Genomic DNA, 19,166 nt, shown 5'->3' with positions numbered 1-19,166 from the left:
ACATGCAATGGGAAGTTGTTATCGGGCTGGAGATTCATACCCAGCTCGCCACCCAGTCGAAGATCTTCTCCGGCAGCGCCACCACCTTTGGCTCCGAGCCGAACACCCAGGCCAGCCTGGTTGACCTGGGCATGCCGGGCGTACTGCCGGTGCTCAACCAGGAAGCCGTGCGCATGGCCTGCATGTTCGGCCTGGCGATCGACGCCGAAATCGGCGAGCGCAACGTGTTCGCGCGCAAGAACTACTTCTACCCCGACCTGCCCAAGGGTTACCAGATCAGCCAGATGGACCTGCCGATCGTCGGCAAGGGCCACCTGGACATCGCCCTCGAAGACGGCACCATCAAGCGCGTCGGCATTACCCGCGCGCACCTTGAAGAAGACGCCGGCAAGAGCCTGCACGAAGACTTCAACGGTGCCACCGGCATCGACCTGAACCGTGCGGGCACGCCGCTGCTGGAGATCGTCTCCGAGCCAGACATGCGCAGCGCCAAGGAAGCCGTGGCCTACGTCAAGGCGATCCACGCACTGGTGCGCTACCTGGGCATCTGCGACGGCAACATGGCCGAAGGTTCGCTGCGTTGCGACTGCAACGTGTCGATCCGGCCGAAGGGCCAGGTCGAGTTCGGTACCCGCTGCGAGATCAAGAACGTCAACTCGTTCCGCTTCATCGAGCGCGCGATCAACAGCGAGATCCAGCGCCAGATCGACCTGATCGAAGACGGCGGCCGGGTGGTCCAGGAAACCCGCCTGTACGACCCGAACAAGGACGAAACGCGCTCCATGCGCAGCAAGGAAGAAGCCAACGACTACCGTTACTTCCCCGACCCGGACCTGCTGCCGGTGGTCATCGAGCGCAGCCTGCTCGACACCATCCGCGCCAGCCTGCCGGAGCTGCCGCCGCAGAAGGTCGAACGCTTCCAGAGCCAGTACGGTCTGTCGGCCTACGACGCCAACGTGCTGGCCGCCAGCCGCGAACAGGCCGACTACTTCGAAGCCGTGACGCGTATCGGTGGTGATGCCAAGCTGGCCGCCAACTGGGTCATGGTCGAACTGGGTAGCCTGCTCAACAAGCTGGGTGTCGAGATCGACCAGGCGCCGGTCAGCGCCGAGCAGCTGGGTGGCATGCTGTTGCGTATCCGCGACAACACCATCAGCGGCAAGATCGCCAAGACCGTGTTCGAGGCCATGGCCGCCGGTGAAGGCGACGCTGACAGCATCATCGACAGCAAGGGCCTCAAGCAGGTCACCGACAGCGGCGCGATCGAGAAGATGCTCGACGAGATGCTGGCGGCCAACGCCGACCAGGTCGAACAGTACCGCGCCGCCGACGAGGCCAAGCGCGGCAAGATGTTCGGCTTCTTTGTCGGCCAGGCCATGAAGGCCTCCAAAGGCAAGGCCAACCCGGGGCAAGTGAACCAATTGCTCAAGGCCAAGCTCGAAGGGTAAGCCCAATCACGGGGCACGCCGGGTCGGTGATCCGACGTGTCCCGCGATGACTCACTCAGGAGCAACACCCAGAATGCGGCGTACCCTCAGCGCCCTTGCGCTTTTTTCCCTGTTGGCCGGCTGTGCCAGCCACGATATCGATTCGCGCGGTTATGACACCAGCGGCACCGCGTCCTACTATGGCGCACGCCATCACGGCAAACGCACCGCCAGCGGCGAACCCTTCAACCAGCACGGCCTCACCGCCGCCCACCGCAGCCTGCCGTTCGGCAGCCGCGTGCTGGTCACCAACCTGGCCAACCAACGCAGCGTCGTCGTGCGCATCAACGACCGTGGCCCGCACACGCGCGGCCGGCTGATCGACCTGTCACGCGCCGCCGCGGAAAAAATCGGCATGATCCGTAGCGGAACCGCGCGAGTCCGGGTACAAGGTCTGAGCGACTGATCCCGCCGATCCAACCGGAGCTCCGACCATTTTCGACCTCGCCACCCTTCCCACCTTCAGCCTCCTGCAACTGGCCTTCGGCCTCGTGTTGCTGGTGATCGGCGCCGAGCTGCTGGTGCGCGCCGCCCTGCGCCTGGCCAGCCGGCTGCACGTGCGGCCGCTGATCATCGGCTTGAGCCTGGTGGCGTTCGGCAGTACCGCACCGCAACTGACCGTCAGCCTGCAGGCCGCTTACCAGGGCGCGCCGGACGTCGCGGTCGGCAGCGTGATCGGCAGCAACATCTTCAACGTGCTGGTGATACTCGGCCTGGCGGCACTGATCATTCCCTTGCGCGTCTCGCGGCAACTGGTGCGCCTGGACATCCCGCTGATGGTCGCCGCCAGCGCCCTGGTCTACCTGCTCGCCGCCAATGGTCAGCTGGGCCGCCTGGAGGGCCTGCTGCTGTTGCTCGGCCTGCTGGGCTACCTGGTCATGCTCTGGCATCAGTCACGCCATTACGCCCGCACCTACCCGGCGCCCAGCCCGCTGCCGATCCGCCGCGGGCGTTTCTGGAGCGGGGTTATCCTGCAGATTGCGCTCGGCCTGGGGCTGCTGAGCCTGGCCGGGCACCTGTTGCTCGAGGCCGCGGTCGAGGTGGCCACTGACCTGGGTTTGTCCGAGCGGGTGATTGGCCTGACGGTGGTGGCTGTGTGCACCTCGCTGCCGGAGCTGGCCGCGGCGCTGATCGCGGCCCTGCGCGGGGAGCGTGAAGTGGCGGTGGGCACGGTGATCGGCAGCAACCTGTTCAACCTGCTGGCGGTGCTCGGCGCAACGGCGCTGGTGACCCCGGTGCCGCTGTCGATCTCGCCGAATGCGCTGGGCTTCGACCTGCCGGTGATGCTCGGCGTCGCCTGCCTGAGCCTGCCGGTGTTCTACTCAGGCTACCGGGTGACGCGCGCCGAAGGCTTGGTGTTTCTCTGCCTGTACCTGGCGTACGGCCTGCACGTGGTGACCTTCACCACCGGCATGCCGCTGGCCGGACGCCTGGAAAAACTCATGCTGTTCTACGTGCTGCCGGTGCTCGGCCTGATCCTGCTGTACACCACCCTGCGGGCCTGGCGGCGTCAGCACTGAACAGGCCGCGCCCGTTTCAGCCCTTGGCCTGACGCTGCTTCTTCAAGCGGAAAGCCACGCCCAGCACGCCGATCCACACCGGAATCAACATCACCGAGATGCGAATCGGCGGGGTCAGGTACATCACCACCAGGATCAGCACGATAAACGCCAGGCACAGGTAGTTGGTGAACGGATGCCCCCAGCTGCGGTAGAACGGCGTCTCGCCGGCGGCGATCTTGGCCTTGCGGAACTTCAGGTGAGTGATGCTGATGCTCGCCCAGTTGATCACCAGGGCCGACACCGCCAGCGCCATCAGCAGGCCGAAGGCCTCGCCCGGCATCAGGTAGTTGATCAGCACGCACAGGCCGGTCGCCGCGGCCGACACACCCAGCGCCGTCAGCGGTACACCCCGGCGGCTGACCTTGAGCAACTGACGCGGAGCATCACCCTGGCTGGCCAGGCCGAACAGCATGCGGCTGTTGGCGTACACGCAGCTGTTGTACACCGACAGCGCCGCCGTCAGCACCACGACGTTGAGAATCGTCGCCACCAGGTCGCTGTCCAGCTCGTGGAAGATCATCACGAACGGGCTGCCGCCCTGCACCACTTTCTGCCACGGGTACAGCGACAGCAGGATCGCCAGCGCGCCGATGTAGAAGATCAGGATGCGGTAGACCACCTGGTTGGTGGCCTTGGGGATGCTCACCCGCGGGTTGTCGGCCTCGGCGGCGGTAATGCCGACCAGCTCCAGGCCACCGAACGAGAACATGATCACCGCCAGCGCCATGATCAGGCCGGTCACCCCATTGGGGAAGAAGCCACCGTACTGCCACAGGTTGGCGACGCTGGCATCCGGGCCGCCATGGCCGCTGGTCAACAGCCAGGCACCGAAGCCGATCATGCTGACGATGGCCACCACCTTGACCAGGGCGAACCAGAACTCCAGCTCACCGTAGACCTTGACCTGGGTCAGGTTGATCGCGTTGATCGCGACGAAGAAGATCGCCGCCGTCGCCCAGGTGGGGAAGTCCGGCCACCAGTACTGCACATAGATGCCCACGGCCGTCAGCTCGGCCATGCCCACCAGCACGTACACCACCCAGTAGTTCCAGCCCGAGACAAAGCCGGAAAACTCGCTCCAGTACTTGTGCGCGAAGTGGCTGAAGCTGCCGGCGACCGGCTCGTCGACCACCATCTCGCCCAGCTGGCGCATGATGAAAAAGGCCATCAGGCCGGCGATGGCATAGCCCAACAACACCGACGGGCCGGCCATCTGGATAGTCTGGGCGATGCCCAGGAACAGGCCGGTGCCGATGGCCCCGCCCAGCGCGATCAACTGGATATGGCGATTTTTCAGCCCGCGCTGTAACCGCTCGGGCGAATTCTGGTCTTGCATGAAATGTCCTTTGCTCAGGAGGCAGTGTTATTGGAGTTGTTGCAGTCAGGATCTAGATCCATCCGCCCCACTGCAAGATGAAGATTCCGACGTTGGTGGTGATCGCCGCCATCAGGGTGGTGATGACGATGATCGACGCCGCCAGTTGGTGATTACCGTTGGCGGCGCGGGCCATGACGTAGCTGGCCGCGGCGGTCGGGCTGCCGATGTAGAGGAACAGGATGCCCAGTTCGGCGCCCCGGAAGCCGCACAGCCAGGCGCCGAGGGTGCCGACCAGCGGCAGCCAGACCATCTTCACCAGGCTGGCGTCCACCGCCAGCTTGCCGCTGTCGCGCAGGGCTGCCAGCGACAGCGTGCCGCCGATGCAGATCAGCGCCAGCGGCAGGGTCATCTGCGCCAGGTAGTCGCCGGAGGTCAGCAACCAGTTGGGCAGCGGCACCTGGGCGTAGGCCATCGGCGTGGCCAGCAGCACACTGATGATCAGTGGGTTGCTGAAGATGCTCTTGCAGATGCTCCACGGGTCGGACTTGAGGTCTGGGCTGTACACCGCCAGGACCACCGCCGATAGCGAGTTGTAGAGCAGGATCACCAGGCCGGCGAGGACCGCACCGAGGGAGATGCCGTAGTCGCCGTAAAGGCTGGCCGCCAGGGCCAGGCCGATCACCCCGTTGTTGCCGCGGAACGCGCCCTGGGTGTAGATGCCCCGCTCTGCCGGCGGTGCCCGCCAGATCGCCAGGCCCCAGGCCATGGCGAAGCCGACCAGGGTGATGGCGACGAAGTACAGAATCACCCCGGGCTTGATGGCGGAATCGAGGTCAGCGTGATAGATGCCGAGGAACAACAGCGCTGGCATGCAGACGTTGAACACCAGCGACGAGGCGACCTTGCTGAAGTTGTCGTCGATCAGGCGGACGCGTTTGAGAAATACGCCCATGAACAGCATGGCGAACACCGGCGCGGTGATGTTCAGCGTCTGGATAAGGAGGGCGAGCATGCGCGAGCGGTCCTGAAGGGATTGCCGTTAGGGCGCTAATGATACGCCAGCGGTCGCGAGTTGCGGGGACTTGGCGGCAATAAAAGCACATATCCTGTAGAAATTGGCTGATTGTGCAGACCTCATCGCGATGCGACTTGCCCCGCGATGAGGCTGGCGCGGTCAGATGATCCGCGTGCCGAGCACCTTGAGAAACGCCGCCAGCCAGGCCGGGTGCGCCGGCCACGCGGGCGCCGTCACCAGGTTGCCGTCGACATGCGCCTGATCCACCGCGATGTCGATAAAGGTCCCACCCGCCAGCCGCACCTCAGGCGCACACGCCGGGTAGGCGCTGCACTCACGCCCTTCGAGCACCCCGGCGGCTGCCAGCAGCTGCGCCCCATGGCACACCGCGGCAATCGGCTTGCCGGCCTGGTCGAACGCCTGGACCAGCGCCAGCACCTGCTCGTTCAGGCGCAGGTACTCCGGTGCCCGACCGCCAGGGATCAGCAAGGCGTCATAGCTCTCAGGCCGCACCTGGACGAAATCGAAGTTCAGGGCAAAGTTGTGCCCCGGCTTCTCGCTGTAGGTCTGCTCGCCCTCGAAGTCATGAATCGCCGTGCGCACGGTCTGCCCGGCGATCTTTTCCGGGCACACCGCATGCACCGTATGGCCGACCATGCTCAGCGCCTGGAACGGCACCATCGCCTCGTAATCCTCGACGTAGTCGCCGACCAGCATGAGAATCTTCTTCGCCGTCATCGCATCCACTCCTGAGTCAGTCCCGTAACGGTCACAGCACGATAGTCCGCTTCGGCGATTAGTGAAATCCTGCGCGGGCCTCAGTCACGTCGGTCGAGCAGGTTGACCACCAGCCGGTCCAGCCAGCCCCACACCCGCTGCTTGACCCGACGCCACAACGGACGGGCGTTCCAGTGGTCGAGATCGACCTCCTGGCTGAGGCCGAAATCGCGCTCGAAGCTGGCCGCCACGGCTGCGGTCAACGGCGGGTCGAGCGCCTCGATGTTGGCCTCGAGGTTGAAGCGCAGGTTCCAGTGGTCGAAGTTGCACGAGCCGACACTGACCCAGTCATCGACCAGGACCATCTTCAGGTGCAGGAAGCACGGCTGGAACTCGAAGATCCGCACCCCGGCCCGCAGCAATCGCGGGTAGTAGCGATGGCCGGCGTAGCGCACCGACGGGTGATCGGTGCGCGGGCCGGTCAGCAACAGGCGTACGTCGATGCCCCGTGCCGCGGCGCGGCGCAGCGAGCGGCGCACGCTCCAGGTCGGCAGGAAGTACGGCGTCGCCAGCCAGATCCGGCGCTGGCCGCTGTTCAGCGCACGCACCAGCGAATGGAGGATATCGCGGTGCTGGCGGGCGTCGGCATAGGCCACCCGGCCCATGCCCTGGCCTTGCACCGGCACTTTCGGCAGGCGCGGCAGGCCGAACCCTTCAGGTGGACGCCAGGCGGTCCGGCGGTTGTTGGCGTGCCATTGGCGGTCGAACAACAGTTGCCAGTCGCTGACGATCGGCCCTTGCATGCGCACCATCACTTCATGCCACTCGCTGGTCTCGGCGTGCGGCGTCCAGAACTCGTCGGTGACCCCGGTGCCGCCGACCACCGCCCAGCGCTCGTCGACCAGCAACAGCTTGCGGTGGTCGCGGTACAGGTTGCGCACGCCGCGGCGCCAGACCAGGCGGTTGTACCAGCGCAGGTACACGCCGGCACTGAGCAGGCGCTCGCGCAGGGCGGCGGTGAAGGCCAGCGAGCCGTAGTCGTCGAACAGACAGCGCACCCGCACGCCGCGCCGCGCCGCCAGCTCCAACGCCTCGACCACCGCTTCGGCGCAGGCACCTGCCTCGACCAGGTACAGCTCGAGGTCGACCTGGCGCTCGGCGCGCATGATCGCCAGGAGCATCTGCGGGAAGAATTCGGGGCCGTCGATCAGCAGCTCGAACTGGTTGCCATCCCGCCAGGGGAAGACCGGCCCCGGCATGTCAGCGGGCGGTGAAGATCAGTACCGCGTTGACCGGTACCGAAGGGTTGATCGACTTGAGCTTGGCGAACGTGCGCAAGCTCTCCACACCCGGCAGCAAGCCGTAGTCGCTGGCGCGCAGGATCAGCGGCTCGAGGGTGACCACCTGAAAGCGCCGCTCATCGAGGCGGGTCGCCATCAGCAAGGCGTTGTAGCTGTGCGACTGGCCGTGCAGGGTAACGGTGAGCGGCAGGCGCAGTTCGATCTGCGCGCCATTGGCCAGGTTGTTGATCGGCTGCAGGTCGATCTGCGCCTTGATCGTCGCATCGGGAAACTGGCCGACCTCGAACAGCGCGTCACGCATGCGCTCGTCACGCAGCGGGATGCCGCTGCTGACCGAATCCATCTCGATGCTCAGCCCGGCCACGCCCTTGCGATCGACGCTGCCATGCAACACCAGGAAGCGGTGGACCTCGATGGTGTCGCCGTTCTTGCCGGTGACGAACGACAGGCGCGAAGACTCGCCATCAAGGTGCCAGTTGGCGTGCGCGGGCAGGCAAAAAGCCAGCAACAAGGCAGGGATCAGGCGGGCAAAATTGAACATGGGAAATTCCGTGAAACAAAGCCATCAACCTTACCCGCCCGTCCTCACGGCAGCAAGCGGCAGCCCACACGCGGCCCCTGCCAGGCGGCCTGGGCGCTGCGCCCAAGGCCGTCGGCAAACACCAGGCGGCGACCGCTGTCCTCGTCCAGGCGGCTCAGCGGCAGGTATTGCCTGACGTAGCCCCGGCAATAGCCCTCGTCGAAGCCCATGACGAACCGGCACGAGCAGTACTCCTTGGCCGAGTAGGCCGAGAGGACCCCGGGAAAGTCCCCCAGCGCTTGCCGCTCATGCCACACCCAGGCCAGCAGCACCGCGACCATCAGCAGCAACCCGCGCTTCATGAGCCCTCCCCCATCGCGGCCAGGATGCGTTTGAGCAACTGGTCATGGCTGAAGCTGGCGTCGCGGTCATCGGCGTAGCGCACCACCACCAGCTTGTGCCCCGGCACCACATAAAGCGCCTGCCCCCAGTGGCCGAGCGCGGCGTAGGTGTCGGTCGGCGCATCCGGCCACGGCGGCGGCTTGCCGGGCAATGGGTGGTTGAGCCACCAGTGGCCACCCGGGTTGGCCTCACCAGGGATGGCCTCGGCAGCTTCGAACGGCGCGCGATTGAAGGCCACCCAGTCGATAGGGAGCAGCTGGCGGTCCTGCCAGCGGCCTTCTCTGAGCATCAGCAGGCCGATGCGGGCGAGGTCGCGGGCACTCAGGTAGAGGTAGGACGAACCGACGTAGGTGCCGGCGCCGTCCTGCTCCCACACCGCACTGTCGATCCCCAGCGGGGTGAACAGTGCTTGCCACGGATAACCTTGGTAGTGCGCCGGCTCGAGCATCCCACGCAGCGCGGCCGCGAGCAGGTTGCTGTCGCCGCTGGAATAGACGAAGTGCCGACCCGGTGGCTGGGCGGCCTTCATCGCCGCGGTATAGCCCGCCATGTCGTGACGGCCGCGGGTATAGAGCATGGCCACCACCGAGGATTTCACCGGCGCGTATTCGTAGTCTTCCTGCCAGGCCAGGCCGCTGGCCCAGTGCAGCAGATCGACCAGGCGCAGTTCGGGGTGCGCGCTCAATGCCGGGTAGAAGCGCGCTGCCGGGTCCGTCAGGGCAAAGCGTCGTTCGCCATAGGCCACGCCGAGCAGGGTCGCCAGCACACTCTTGCTCACCGACCAGGTCAGGTGGGCAGTGTTGGCGTGGGTCGGTGGGCTGTAGCGCTCATGCACGATGCGCCCGTCGCGAATGATCAACAGCGCATCGGTGCGCACGCCACTGCGCCCGGCGTCATCGCGAGCGGGGAAGCCATAGTCGTCGACAGCCTGCCAGTCGATCGGCGTGGACGCGGTTTGCCAGTCAGGCGTGGGCCAGTCCTCGGCCCCTGCGCACACGCAGAACATCCACAACAGCACCAGCCATCCCCTCGATGCGCCCATGCACCGCCCTCTCGTCAGTGATCGGCCGAGCCTGCCACACGCGCATGACAATCCGGCGGCGGCGCAGGGCTGGCGACCCCGCGTTGGCGGGTGTCACGCAAGCATCACCAAAGATTCACCGAGGTGACACCGGCCGTACCTAGTCTGATTTTGCACAACCAAGCCGACCGGCCGCACCCCCCAATGGCTGGCTTATGGAGACTCGGAATGACTCGGATCGCTCGCTCTGGCGACAACAGCACTGAACGCCGTCTGCACGCCGAACGCCTGGTCGGCGCCGCGGCCCTGCAGGAGGCTCAGGCCCTGCGCTTCAAGGTGTTCAGCGGCGAGTTCAAGGCCAAGCTGAAAGGCGCCGAACACGGCCTGGACATGGACGACTACGACATTCACTGCCGGCATATCGGCGTGCGCGACCTGAGCACCGGCCGGCTGGTGGCCACCACCCGCCTGCTCGACCACCAGGCCGCGAGCAGCCTGGGGCGGTTCTACAGCGAAGAAGAGTTTCGCCTGCACGGCCTGCTGCAGTTGCAGGGGCCGATCCTCGAGCTGGGCCGCACCTGCGTCGACCCGGCCTATCGCAACGGCGGCACCATCGCCGTGCTCTGGGGCGAGTTGGCCGAAGTGCTCAACGAAGGCGGCTACAGCTACCTGATGGGCTGCGCGAGCATCCCCATGCAGGACGGCGGGGTGCAGGCCCACGCGATCATGCAGCGCCTGCGCGAGCGCTACCTGTGCACGGAGCACCTGCGCGCCGAGCCGAAGAAGCCCCTGCCGAGCCTGCCGCTGGCGGGCAATGTCATCGCCGAGATGCCGCCGCTGCTCAAGGCATACATGCGCCTCGGGGCGAAGATCTGTGGCGAGCCGTGCTGGGACGAAGACTTCCAGGTGGCCGACGTGTTCATCCTGCTCAAGCGCGACGACCTTTGCCCGCGCTATGCCCGTCACTTCAAGGCGGCGGTCTGATGCCGCGCCTGCGGGTCATCGCCCGCCTGTCGCGACTGCTGCTGGTACTGCTGCTCGGCGCGGCCATGGCCTGCGTGATCGCCGTGGGTGAACGGTTGCGGCTGAACGCGTCGATCGAACTGCGCCAACGCTGGAGCCGCTGGTTCATGCAGCGCCTGGTCGGCGCCCTGCCGTTTGCTGTGCAAGTCATTGGAGCACTGCCGCAGCGGCCCATGCTGTGGGTCGGCAACCATGTGTCGTGGACCGACATTCCCCTGCTCGGCATGCTCACGCCGCTGTCGTTCCTGTCCAAGGCCGAGGTGCGCCAGTGGCCGCTGGCCGGTTGGCTGGCAGAGAAAGCCGGCACCTTGTTCATCCGCCGCGGCGGTGGGGATGCGCAGCGCTTGCGCGAGCAGATCAGTGATCAGCTGGGTGCAGGGCAGCCGTTGCTGATTTTCCCCGAGGGCACGACCACCGATGGGCGCAGCGTGCGCACCTTCCATGGCCGTCTGTTGGCGGGTGCGATCGACCAGGGCACGCCCGTGCAACCGGTGGCCATCGAGTATCGACGTGACGGTGAGGCGGATCTGCTGGCGCCGTTCATCGGCGACGATGACCTGGTGTCGCACCTGCTGCGCTTGTTTGGCCAGCCACGTGCAGAGGTGAGGATTCACCTGCTGGCGCCGATCAGCAGCCAGGGCAAGGAGCGTGCGGCGCTGGCGTTGCAGGCGCAACAGGCGATTCACCTGGCCTTGTTCGGGGTCGAAGAAGCCGAGTTCGCGCCGCGTCGGCAGGCGCGCGCGGCCTGACATCTTCAGCGGCAGTACCGGCCTCTTCGCGGGGCAAGCCCGCTCCCACAGGGATGGCGCTGTTCTGCAGATTTGCACGGTCCCTGTGGGAGCGGGCTTGCCCCGCGAAGAGGCCGGTACTGCTTAGCGACTAGCGGCAAACGCCTGCAACTGCGGATAAAACGCCCTGAAGTCGGCCAGCAACGGCTCGTACAGCACCTCCAGCTCAGCCATCACCCCGGCCATCCCTTCGGGCCGCGACAGGCGTCGGGCGATGCCCTTGAACACCTGTTCCAGCGTGGCGAAATCGCCATAGGCGCCGAGCCAGTCGTCCGCGGCCATGAACGGCGCTATGTGCGCCAGGCGCCCCGGCAACTCAGGCTCGGCCAGCAGCACCCGATAGAAATCGCGGGTGAACTCGGCCAACGGCTGGTCGGCATAGTCGTGCCAGTGCCGCGCCAGGCAATGATCGAAAAACACATCCAGGACGATCCCGGCATAGCGCCGCCGCGCCGGCGGAAACCGCCCCAGCGCGGTCAGCACCAGCGGGTGGCTGTCGGTAAAGCTGTCGATATGACGGTGCAGGCGGATGGCCGCTTCCAGGGTCGGCGCAAAGCGCCCCTCCAGCGAGCCTTTGACGAAATCGCCATACAGGCTGCCGAGCAGTTGCTGCGGCTGCTGGCCGCCCAGGTGCAGGTGTGCGAGGTAGTTCATGGCGCCAGTCTAGCACTGCCGCTACCCATATCGTTATAACGCGATATAGCGATTCGCACTCAGCTAAGAACCTCTTCATATTTGTATATCGCGAAATACCGATTTATATTTCGCTCCATCGCGATATAGCGCAACACATCACGAGCCTACTCATGCCTCTCGATCTCGACGACATCATCAAAGCCCTGTCCCACCCGGTCCGGCGCGAAATCCTCAGCTGGCTGAAAGACCCGGCGACGCAGTTTCCCGACCAGCACCACAGCATCGAGCACGGTGTCTGTGCCGGGCAGATCGATCAACGCTGCGGCTTGTCGCAGTCGACCGTCTCTGCCCACCTGGCGACCCTGCAGCGCGCGGGCCTGATCAGCAGCCAGAAGATCGGCCAGTGGCACTTTTTCAAACGCAACGAGGACACCATCCAGGCGTTTCTCGCGCAACTGAGCCAAGCGCTCTGAACAGGACCCTGCCATGCCCCTTCCGTTATTGATCCTGGCGCTCAGCGCCTTTGCCATCGGCACCACCGAGTTCGTCATCATGGGCCTGCTGCCCGAAGTGGCGCTGGACCTCGGCGTGTCGATCCCCGGTGCCGGCTGGCTGGTCACCGGCTACGCCCTGGGCGTGGCGATCGGTGCGCCGTTCATGGCCCTGGCCACGGCGCGGCTGCCGCGCAAGGCAGCACTGGTGACGCTGATGGGCGTGTTCATCATCGGCAACCTGCTGTGCGCGGTGGCCAGCGACTACGACCTGCTGATGTTCGCCCGGGTGGTGACCGCGCTGTGCCACGGCGCCTTCTTCGGCATCGGCTCGGTGGTCGCGGCCAGCCTGGTACCGGCCAACCGCCGCGCCTCGGCGGTGGCCCTGATGTTCACCGGCCTGACCCTGGCCAACGTCCTCGGCGTCCCTTTGGGCACCGCGCTGGGCCAGGTCGCCGGCTGGCGTTCAACCTTCTGGGCGGTGACCGCGATCGGCGTGATCGCACTGATCGGTCTGGTGCGCTTCCTGCCGCTGCAGCGTGATGAACAAGCCGTCGACATGCGTGCCGAGCTGGCCGCGCTGAAGGGCGTCGGCATCTGGCTGTCGCTGGGCATGACCGTGCTGTTCTCTGCCTCCATGTTCGCCCTGTTCACCTACGTCGCGCCGCTGCTCGGCGATGTCACCGGCGTGTCGCCCCGCGGCGTGACCTGGACCCTGCTGCTGATCGGACTGGGCCTGACCCTGGGCAACATCATCGGCGGCAAGCTCGCCGACCGCCGCCTGGGCGCTACCCTGATCGGCGTGTTCGTCGCCATGGCCGTGGTCTCCACTGCCCTGAGCTGGACCAGCCGCGCGCTGATCCCGGCAGAGATCACCCTGTTCCTCTGGGCCACCGCCGCATTTGCCGCCGTGCCGGCCCTGCAGGTCAACGTGGTCACCTACGGCAAGGCCGCGCCAAACCTGGTGTCGACCCTGAACATCGGCGCCTTCAACCTGGGCAACGCCCTCGGCGCCTGGGTCGGCGGCAGCGTCATCGCCCATGGCCTGGGCCTGACCCGCGTGCCGCTGGCCGCCGCCGCGCTGGCGGTGCTGGCGCTGATCGTCACCCTGATCGCTTTCAACCCGCGCGGCGGCGACGCCGCACTGGCGCCTGCTTCCCACTGATCCTCGCGAGGCTTACCCGATGACCACGCTATTCGATCCGCTGACCCTGGGCGACCTGCAACTGCCCAACCGCATCATCATGGCGCCGCTGACCCGCTGCCGCGCCGACGAAGGCCGCGTGCCCAACGCGCTGATGGCCGAGTACTACGTGCAGCGCGCCAGCGCCGGGCTGATCCTCAGCGAAGCGACCTCGGTGACGCCGATGGGCGTCGGCTACCCGGACACCCCAGGCATCTGGTCGAACGACCAGGTCCGCGGCTGGAACAACCTGACCAAAGCGGTGCATGCCGCGGGTGGGCGGATCTTCCTGCAGCTGTGGCACGTCGGGCGCATTTCCCACCCCAGCTACCTGAATGGCGAGCTGCCGGTGGCGCCCAGCGCCATCGCTGCCAAGGGCCATGTCAGCCTGGTCCGGCCACTGGCCGACTACCCGACGCCACGGGCCCTGGAGAGCGAAGAGATCGCCGACATCGTCGATGCCTACCGCGTCGGCGCGGAGAACGCCAAGGCGGCCGGTTTCGACGGCGTGGAGATTCATGGCGCCAACGGTTATCTGCTCGACCAGTTCCTGCAGAGCAGCACCAACCAGCGCAGCGACCACTACGGTGGCTCGCTGGAAAACCGCGCAAGGCTGTTGCTGGAAGTCACCGATGCAGTGATCGAGGTGTGGGGCGCGGGCCGCGTCGGCGTGCACCTGGCGCCGCGCGCAGACGCCCATGACATGGGTGATGGCGACCGCGTCGTGACCTTTACCTACGTGGCGCGGGAGCTGGGCAAGCGCGGTATCGCGTTTATCTGCGCCCGCGAGAAGCAGGCCGAAGACAGCATCGGCGCGCAGATCAGAGCGGCGTTCGGCGGGCCGTACATCGTCAACGAGCGCTTCGACAAAGCCAGTGCCAATGCGGCGCTGGCCAGCGGCAAGGCGGATGCGGTGGCGTTTGGCGTGCCCTTTATCGCCAACCCTGACTTGCCAGCGCGACTGGCAGCCGATGCGCCGTTGAACGAAGCCCGACCAGAGACGTTCTACGGCCGAGGGCCGGTGGGCTACATCGATTATCCGCGGTTGTAACCGACAGCCTGGGGCCGCGTTGCGGCCCCAAACGGCTCAGGGCCGGGCGTTGATCTGCTGCTGCAGGTTCTGCACCTGGTTCTGCAAGGTGGTCAGGTTACGCGTGGTCTGCCCGCGGAACGCATCGAACTCCTGTACCGAAGCACCACTCGACGCCGCAGCCGCCGGGCGGTTGTCGACCTGGCTCTTGAGCACCAGTACGTCCTGCTCCAGGCTTTCGATCGCCGCGCTCGGGTTGCCCTGCTTCTTCAGCGCGGCGATTTCGTTGCTCAGGGTCTTCAGCTCGCTGTCCAGCTTGCCGCCATCCAGTTGCCCGGACTTGAGCGCTGCCAACTCAGCGTTGACCGCCTTCAGCTGCGCCTGCAGCTGGCTCTGCAACTCGCTCACCGCCTTCTGCTGCTCACGGGTATCGGCCAGTACCTGCTCCAGGCGCTTGCCCAGGTCACCGGCCTGACCGGCCACGCCCTGCTGCTGCTTGCCCTGCTCGGCCAGGCTCGCCTGCAACTGGCGGATCTGCAGCTTCAACGCCTCACTGCCGGTGTTGACGCTGGCATCACTGGCCTCGACCTTGCCGCTGATCGCCTGCAAGCGCCCAGCCGCCTCCTCACTGATGCGGGCGAAGGCTTCCTGGGTGGCCACCAACTGCTGCTCCATCAGCGACATCTGCTGGAAACTCCACCAGCCCAGACCGGCCAAGGCAATGAACGAGGCACACAGCAGCGCCCACAGCGGCGCGGTGCTGGCCGGGCGGGCGGCTTTCTGGCGGCTGCGCGCCACGTGTTCGGGGAGCAGTTCATCGTCGTCACGGGTGCCGGCACGCAAGGTGGGCACGTCGTCGATATCGTCGCGAAGATCGTTACGCATGGGTGCTTTCAACCACAGTAATAGCAAAGAGACATGAGTATAAACCGCTTGCGCGGCGCACTGATGACCATCATCCGGGCGGCAGGTTCAGTGATTGCCCGGGGCGTTCTTCCACCAGCCGCAGAATTCATCCAGCGCAGTCCACAGGCTGACCTGCGGGCGGTAGTCGAGGTACTGCCGGGCGCGGCTGATGTCGAGGGTGAAGTCCTTGCTCATGACCTGCACGCCGAGGCGCGACAAGGTCGGTTGCGGGCGGCCCGGCCAGAGCATGCACGCCGCTTCGTTGAGCGCCGCCAGGCTGTAGGCCAGGGCCGGCGAGCGGTAGCGGGTTACCTGCGGCAGGTGCATCTGGCGCATCACGTAGTTGACCACGTCCCACAGCGGCAACGGCTGGCCGTTGCTGATGTTGTAGGCCTGGCCGAGCGCCTGGTCGTCGGCGAACAGCGCGCTGAGCAAGGCCTCGTTGAGGTTGTGCACGCTGGTGAAGTCGACCATGTTGAGGCCATTGCCGATGATCGCCAGGCGGCGCTTGCGCTGCATCTGCAGCAACCGCGGGAAGATGCTCGCATCCCCGGCACCGGTAACGAAGCGCGGGCGCAGGGCCAGCACCTCGAGGCCGAATTCCTGGGCGCCGAAGACTTTCTGCTCGGCGAGGTACTTGGTGGTCGCGTAGTGGTCATGAAACCGGCGCGGCATCTGGTCTTCACGGATATCCAGGCGCGAGCGGCCGTTGAAGTACAGCGACGGGGAAGACAGGTGCACGAGCCGCCGCACATGCTCCTTGATGCAGCCCTCGACGACGTTTTCGGTGACCACCACATTGCCCTGGTGGAAGTCCTGGTAACGTCCCCAGGTGCCCACCGCGCCGGCGCAATGGACCACGGCGTCGATCCCCTGGCACAGGCGTCGGGCCAGCTCGGCATCGCCGAGATCACCGGGGATGAACTGAGCGCCGCGCTTGACCAGGTGCTCGACGCCTTCGGCGCGCCGGCCGTTGACCCGGACGTCGAGGCCCTGCTCCAGGGCAAAGCGCGCAAAGCGCCCGCCGATGAAGCCGCTCGCGCCGGTGACCAGAATTCGCATGTAACACTCCGCCTTGCCAGATTTCAGATGCAGTTGACGTCGCTCGCGCCTACAACGGCACCAGCCAGCCCGGCGCCATCTGGCGCAGGTGCTCGGTCAGTTGGGCGAGCAGTTGCCCGCCATTGCGCCAATGATGCCAGTACAGCGGCACATCGATGGGGGTATCGGCACAGATTTCCACCAGATCACCGCGCTGCAGCTGCGCGCTGGCCTGGCGCTCGGGCACCAGGCCCCAGCCCACCCCGGCCTCGGCCAAGCGCAAGAAGCCCTCGGAAGACGGGCACAGGTGGTGCAGGAAACCGTCTTCGATCCCCAGCGAAGCCAGGTAGCGGTGCTGCAGGAAGTCGTCCGGACCGAACACGATCGCCGGCGTGCGCGCCAGGCGCCTGGGCTCGAACCCGTGGGGAAAGTAGCGCGCCATGAACGCCGGGCTGGCCAGCGCACGGTAGCGCATCGCGCCCAGTGCCAGGCTGCGCGCCCCCGCCACCGGCCGCTCGCTGCCACACAGGCAGGCCGCCACTTCGCCGGCGCGCATGCGCTTGAGGCCGACGTCCTGGTCCTCGACCACCAGGTCCAGCAGCACCTGCTGCTCGGCGCAGAACGTGCTGACGGCGCCGGCCCACCAGGTCGCCAGGCTGTCGGCGTTGAGGGCAATGCGCAGGCGCTCCGGCAGGCCCTCTTCGTCAAGTGCCGGGACCTGGCGATGGAGGTCGCGCTCGAGCAGGCGCACCTGCTGCACATGGTTGAGCAACTGGCGGCCGACCTCGGTCGGGCTGGGCGGCGTGGCACGCACCAGCACCGGCTGGCCGACCCGCGCCTCGAGCAGCTTGATGCGCTGGGAGATGGCCGACTGCGACAGGCCGAGGACCTGCGCGGCGCGCTCGAAACCGCCTTGTTCGATCACCGCGGCGAGGGCGGCGAGGAGCTTGTAGTCGAACATCGATTTCTCTAATGCCTGATCAGCTTTATTGGTTTTTCTTATACAGCGGGTTTCGCCACAATGGCCAGCATTCAATGCAGCAATCTGCGTCGACGCGCTCGTCGGCGCCCTTGGAGTGTCCCCGCTATGTGGCAGAGTTACCTGAACGGCCTGCTGGTCGCCTTTGGCCTGATCATGGCCATCGGCACGCAAAACGCCTTTGTCCTGGCGCAAAGCCTGCGCCGCGAGCACCACGTGCCCGTGGCCATCCTCTGCGTGGTGTGTGACGCACTGCTGGTGGCGGCGGGGGTGTTCGGCCTGGCCACGGTGCTGGCGCACAACCCGATGCTGCTGGCTGCCGCCCGCTGGGGTGGCGCGGCGTTCCTCATCTGGTACGGGGCCAAGGCACTGCAACGCGCCTGCTCGCGGCAGAGCCTGCAGCAGCAGGACGGCCAGGGCGTGCGGTCGCGCCGTGCGGTGCTGCTCAGCGCCCTGGCGGTGACCCTGCTCAACCCGCATGTGTACCTCGACACGGTGTTGCTGATCGGCTCGCTGGGGGCCCAGCAAAGCGTGCCCGGCGCCTACGTGGCCGGCGCCGCGAGTGCCTCGCTGGTGTGGTTCTTCACCCTTGCCCTCGGCGCGGCCTGGCTGGCGCCGTGGCTGGCGCGACCGACCACGTGGCGCCTGCTCGACCTGATGGTGGCGGTGATGATGTTCGCGGTGGCCGCGCAGTTGATCCTTGGGTGAGCTGCAAGCGGCACGTTTCAAGCAACACGTGAATCCAGCGCGATCCGCTTCAGCTTGAGGCTTGCAGCTTCAAGCTTGGAACTTCTTTGACCCTATAGTTGTTGCGTGGTTATGCGCGGGGGCTGGTGATATGATCCAGGGCTTGCGTCGCAAAGAGTACAAACTCGCCGACGTGTACCGGGCCGCCCGTGATCGGCCTTGCGCAAACCGCGAACTAGACCTGAATCAGGAGATCCACCATGGCTTTTGAATTGCCGCCGCTGCCGTACGCCCACGATGCCCTGCAGCCGCACATCTCCAAGGAAACCCTGGAGTATCACCACGACAAGCACCACAACACCTACGTCGTGAACCTGAACAACCTGGTCCCAGGCACCGAGTTCGAAGGCAAGACCCTGGAAGAGATCGTCAAGACCTCTTCGGGCGGCATCTTCAACAACGCGGCTCAAGTCTGGAACCACACCTTCTACTGGAACTGCCTGGCACCTAACGCCGGTGGCCAGCCGACCGGCGCCCTGGCTGACGCGATCAACGCGGCCTTCGGCTCGTTCGACAAGTTCAAGGAAGAGTTCACCAAGACTTCGGTCGGCACCTTCGGCTCCGGCTGGGGCTGGCTGGTGAAGAAGGCTGACGGTTCCCTGGCCCTGGCCAGCACCATCGGCGCCGGCTGCCCGCTGACCAGCGGCGACACCCCGCTGCTGACCTGCGACGTCTGGGAACACGCCTACTACATCGACTACCGCAACGTACGTCCGAAGTATGTCGAGGCGTTCTGGAACCTGGTCAACTGGAAGTTCGTTGCCGAGCAGTTCGAAGGCAATACCTTCAAGGCCTGATTGATTCAGCCTGCCTTGTAGAAAAAACCCGGCTTCGGCCGGGTTTTTTGCGTGTGTTCGGTGTAGATGCGCTGGGCTTTTTGGGGCTTATCCGTTTCCTGTGGTGGCGCTTATGGCCCCTTCCGCCCCAACGGCGGGTCACTTTTTTCTTGGAAAAAAGTGACCCGCCGTAAGGGCGGAAGGGGCCAGCAGCAGCCCCCCA

21 protein-coding genes are annotated in these 19,166 nt (G+C 66.0%); 10 read left to right on the top strand and 11 right to left on the bottom strand.

Annotated elements, in window-relative coordinates; all coding sequences use genetic code 11:
* Positions 1-2 precede the first annotated feature (2 nt).
* The 3 genes from gatB to CCOS865_RS23715 all read left to right on the top strand — a co-directional run bounded on the left by gatB (position 3) and on the right by CCOS865_RS23715 (position 3,007).
* Positions 3-1,448, top strand: coding sequence for an Asp-tRNA(Asn)/Glu-tRNA(Gln) amidotransferase subunit GatB (gene gatB / locus CCOS865_RS23725; protein WP_119145447.1), 1,446 nt, complete (start codon positions 3-5; stop codon positions 1,446-1,448).
* Positions 1,449-1,521: 73 nt separating this feature from the next.
* Complete coding sequence (locus CCOS865_RS23720; RefSeq protein WP_119145445.1) at positions 1,522-1,893, top strand: septal ring lytic transglycosylase RlpA family protein; 372 nt, start codon at positions 1,522-1,524, stop codon at positions 1,891-1,893.
* Positions 1,894-1,981: 88 nt separating this feature from the next.
* Positions 1,982-3,007: a calcium/sodium antiporter gene (locus CCOS865_RS23715; RefSeq protein WP_415842645.1), complete on the top strand. Its 1,026-nt coding sequence runs from the start codon at positions 1,982-1,984 to the stop codon at positions 3,005-3,007.
* Between the two features lie 16 nt (positions 3,008-3,023).
* Here CCOS865_RS23715 and CCOS865_RS23710 read toward each other — a convergent pair whose 3' ends face one another.
* From CCOS865_RS23710 to CCOS865_RS23680, 7 genes are all read right to left on the bottom strand, one after another.
* The gene (locus CCOS865_RS23710; protein ID WP_119145442.1) at positions 3,024-4,385 is read right to left on the bottom strand and encodes an amino acid permease; all 1,362 of its coding nucleotides are present in this window, start codon (positions 4,383-4,385) and stop codon (positions 3,024-3,026) included.
* A 52-nt stretch (positions 4,386-4,437) separates the two neighbouring features.
* Complete coding sequence (locus tag CCOS865_RS23705; protein WP_119145440.1) at positions 4,438-5,379, bottom strand: AEC family transporter; 942 nt, start codon at positions 5,377-5,379, stop codon at positions 4,438-4,440.
* Between the two features lie 162 nt (positions 5,380-5,541).
* Entirely contained in the window at positions 5,542-6,120 is a 579-nt protein-coding gene (locus tag CCOS865_RS23700) for a DJ-1/PfpI family protein (RefSeq protein ID WP_119145438.1), read from the bottom strand.
* 80 nt (positions 6,121-6,200) lie between these two features.
* A complete protein-coding gene (locus tag CCOS865_RS23695) occupies positions 6,201-7,358 on the bottom strand; it encodes a phospholipase D-like domain-containing protein (RefSeq protein ID WP_119145436.1) in 1,158 nt (385 codons plus the stop codon).
* 1 nt (position 7,359) lies between these two features.
* Entirely contained in the window at positions 7,360-7,941 is a 582-nt protein-coding gene (locus CCOS865_RS23690; protein WP_119145434.1) for a YceI family protein, read from the bottom strand.
* Positions 7,942-7,985: 44 nt separating this feature from the next.
* Positions 7,986-8,282 carry an amidase gene (locus CCOS865_RS23685; protein WP_119145432.1) on the bottom strand — a complete coding sequence of 99 codons (297 nt, stop codon included), beginning with the start codon at positions 8,280-8,282 and terminating at the stop codon, positions 7,986-7,988.
* Positions 8,279-9,364, bottom strand: a complete 1,086-nt coding sequence (locus CCOS865_RS23680; protein ID WP_119145430.1) for a serine hydrolase domain-containing protein — start codon at positions 9,362-9,364, stop codon at positions 8,279-8,281. The genes CCOS865_RS23685 and CCOS865_RS23680 overlap by 4 nt, the downstream gene beginning before the upstream one ends.
* Positions 9,365-9,571: 207 nt before the next feature.
* Between CCOS865_RS23680 and olsB the strand changes: the two genes are divergently transcribed.
* Both olsB and CCOS865_RS23670 read left to right on the top strand, forming a co-directional pair.
* Positions 9,572-10,327, top strand: a complete 756-nt coding sequence (gene olsB / locus CCOS865_RS23675; protein WP_119145428.1) for an L-ornithine N(alpha)-acyltransferase — start codon at positions 9,572-9,574, stop codon at positions 10,325-10,327.
* On the top strand, positions 10,327-11,115 hold the full coding sequence (locus CCOS865_RS23670) for a lysophospholipid acyltransferase family protein (protein ID WP_119145426.1): 789 nt from the start codon (positions 10,327-10,329) through the stop codon (positions 11,113-11,115). The genes olsB and CCOS865_RS23670 overlap by 1 nt, the downstream gene beginning before the upstream one ends.
* A 123-nt stretch (positions 11,116-11,238) precedes the next feature.
* Here the strand turns inward: CCOS865_RS23670 and CCOS865_RS23665 are convergent, their stop codons facing one another.
* On the bottom strand, positions 11,239-11,808 hold the full coding sequence (locus tag CCOS865_RS23665; RefSeq protein ID WP_119145424.1) for an acyl carrier protein phosphodiesterase: 570 nt from the start codon (positions 11,806-11,808) through the stop codon (positions 11,239-11,241).
* Between the two features lie 152 nt (positions 11,809-11,960).
* On the opposite strand from CCOS865_RS23665, the gene CCOS865_RS23660 reads away from it, so the two are divergent.
* The 3 genes from CCOS865_RS23660 to CCOS865_RS23650 are packed head-to-tail and all read left to right on the top strand — an operon-like array spanning position 11,961 to position 14,515.
* A complete protein-coding gene (locus CCOS865_RS23660) occupies positions 11,961-12,263 on the top strand; it encodes an ArsR/SmtB family transcription factor (RefSeq protein WP_119145422.1) in 303 nt (100 codons plus the stop codon).
* A 13-nt stretch (positions 12,264-12,276) separates the two neighbouring features.
* Positions 12,277-13,446 (top strand): MFS transporter, encoded by a 1,170-nt coding sequence (locus tag CCOS865_RS23655; protein ID WP_119145420.1) that lies wholly within the window; start codon positions 12,277-12,279, stop codon positions 13,444-13,446.
* Positions 13,447-13,465: 19 nt separating this feature from the next.
* Complete coding sequence (locus CCOS865_RS23650) at positions 13,466-14,515, top strand: alkene reductase (RefSeq protein ID WP_119145418.1); 1,050 nt, start codon at positions 13,466-13,468, stop codon at positions 14,513-14,515.
* 36 nt (positions 14,516-14,551) lie between these two features.
* Here CCOS865_RS23650 and CCOS865_RS23645 read toward each other — a convergent pair whose 3' ends face one another.
* The 3 genes from CCOS865_RS23645 to CCOS865_RS23635 all read right to left on the bottom strand — a co-directional run bounded on the left by CCOS865_RS23645 (position 14,552) and on the right by CCOS865_RS23635 (position 17,402).
* Positions 14,552-15,379, bottom strand: a complete 828-nt coding sequence (locus CCOS865_RS23645) for an ATPase (protein ID WP_119145416.1) — start codon at positions 15,377-15,379, stop codon at positions 14,552-14,554.
* A gap of 87 nt (positions 15,380-15,466) precedes the next feature.
* The gene (locus CCOS865_RS23640; protein WP_119145414.1) at positions 15,467-16,462 is read right to left on the bottom strand and encodes an NAD-dependent epimerase/dehydratase family protein; all 996 of its coding nucleotides are present in this window, start codon (positions 16,460-16,462) and stop codon (positions 15,467-15,469) included.
* A gap of 49 nt (positions 16,463-16,511) precedes the next feature.
* Positions 16,512-17,402, bottom strand: a complete 891-nt coding sequence (locus tag CCOS865_RS23635) for a LysR family transcriptional regulator ArgP (RefSeq protein WP_119145412.1) — start codon at positions 17,400-17,402, stop codon at positions 16,512-16,514.
* 126 nt (positions 17,403-17,528) lie between these two features.
* Between CCOS865_RS23635 and CCOS865_RS23630 the strand changes: the two genes are divergently transcribed.
* Positions 17,529-18,128 (top strand): LysE/ArgO family amino acid transporter, encoded by a 600-nt coding sequence (locus CCOS865_RS23630; protein WP_119145410.1) that lies wholly within the window; start codon positions 17,529-17,531, stop codon positions 18,126-18,128.
* Positions 18,129-18,367: 239 nt separating this feature from the next.
* Positions 18,368-18,964 (top strand): superoxide dismutase, encoded by a 597-nt coding sequence (locus CCOS865_RS23625; RefSeq protein WP_119145408.1) that lies wholly within the window; start codon positions 18,368-18,370, stop codon positions 18,962-18,964.
* Positions 18,965-19,166 lie beyond the last annotated feature (202 nt).

The sequence above is a fragment of the Pseudomonas reidholzensis genome (assembly GCF_900536025.1).
Taxonomy (GTDB): Bacteria; Pseudomonadota; Gammaproteobacteria; order Pseudomonadales; family Pseudomonadaceae; genus Aquipseudomonas; species Aquipseudomonas reidholzensis.
This window is presented reverse-complemented; position numbering and strand designations above follow the sequence as displayed.